Origin of the sequence: Candidatus Frankia nodulisporulans, assembly GCF_902806475.1 — a bacterium.
Lineage (GTDB): Bacteria > Actinomycetota > Actinomycetes > Frankiales > Frankiaceae > Frankia > Frankia umida.
The window spans coordinates 1-993 of sequence record NZ_CADCWS010000504.1 but is presented as its reverse complement, the minus strand read 5'-3'; the positions used below and the strand labels follow the sequence as shown (position 1 = coordinate 993).

Here is a 993-nt window from a genome sequence, read left to right as displayed (position 1 = left end):
CTGCAACCCGGCCCGGACGCCCCGCAGGACCCCCCCTGGGTCCGGCGGCCGACATGCCAACGCCCCCGCCGAGGACGGTCCCGGCGGGGCGTCAGACGACCCCGACAAGATTGGCCAAGGTTTCCCGGCCCACGCCTCGTGCGCTTCCAACCCAGACTGCTCTGTCACTCTGCGCTGCACTTGCCACGCACTTGCCACTGAAGGTGGCCGTCCACCTTCCGCTCGAGTACTGAAATTTAGAAGAAGAGCCTGTGGCGGCCCCTGTCTGACACAGACTCGCCGCCTGGAACTTGGCGGACGCCTTCGCCTTAGCAAGGGTGTCGCCTGTGCCGGTGGCCGTCACGGCCGCCCCGTTCGGGAGGGTGCCCGCGGCGAACGAGGTGCCTCCCACGGCGAACAGGGTGCCGCCGATGACAACGGCTGCGGTCAGGGCCTTTGCTGCCCGAGTTTTCACGATGAGCCTCTCGTCCAAGCCCCCCGGCGTCGACCTGCACGCCATGATCAGGTGAATGAACTTTTCCTGATCATGGTGGACCATCGTCTCATCGCCGGGGTGCCAGTGCCCCGCCGATGGCCAGTTCCACGAAGTACTCGACACCTCCAGGCACGATCAGCCGAGGGTGCTAGTCAACGTTGTTGTCGACACCTGCTGGGTTGATCTCCTGGGTGGGGCCGTGGAGGCCGGTGGTGTCGAGGTGGTAGGCGGTGAGTAGCTCGGTGAGGGCGGCGAAGCCGCCGGTGTCCAGCGACCGCAGCACCGCGGCCTCCAGGCCGAGGGCGACGACGCGGCGGTAGAGCCAGTTCGCCAGCCGGCCGACCTCCACCCCCTCGCCGTCGGCGGCCAGGTCCTCGTCGGAGGCCTCCTCCTCGCCGGGCAGGAGCTCGGCGCGCAGCCCCTTGCTGAACCGGATCACCGACTTGCCTTTGGTCTCCCGTTCGTATTCGTGCCAGAGCTTCAGCGCGTCGGCGTCGCCGGTCCGCAGGAAGTAGGCG

1 protein-coding gene is annotated in these 993 nt (G+C 68.1%); it reads right to left on the bottom strand.

Annotated features, from left to right (window positions below; translation table 11 throughout):
• Positions 1-623: 623 nt before the first annotated feature.
• Positions 624-993: hypothetical protein (locus G6R24_RS21150; protein WP_420840688.1), on the bottom strand; the 370-nt coding region annotated here is incomplete at its 5' end.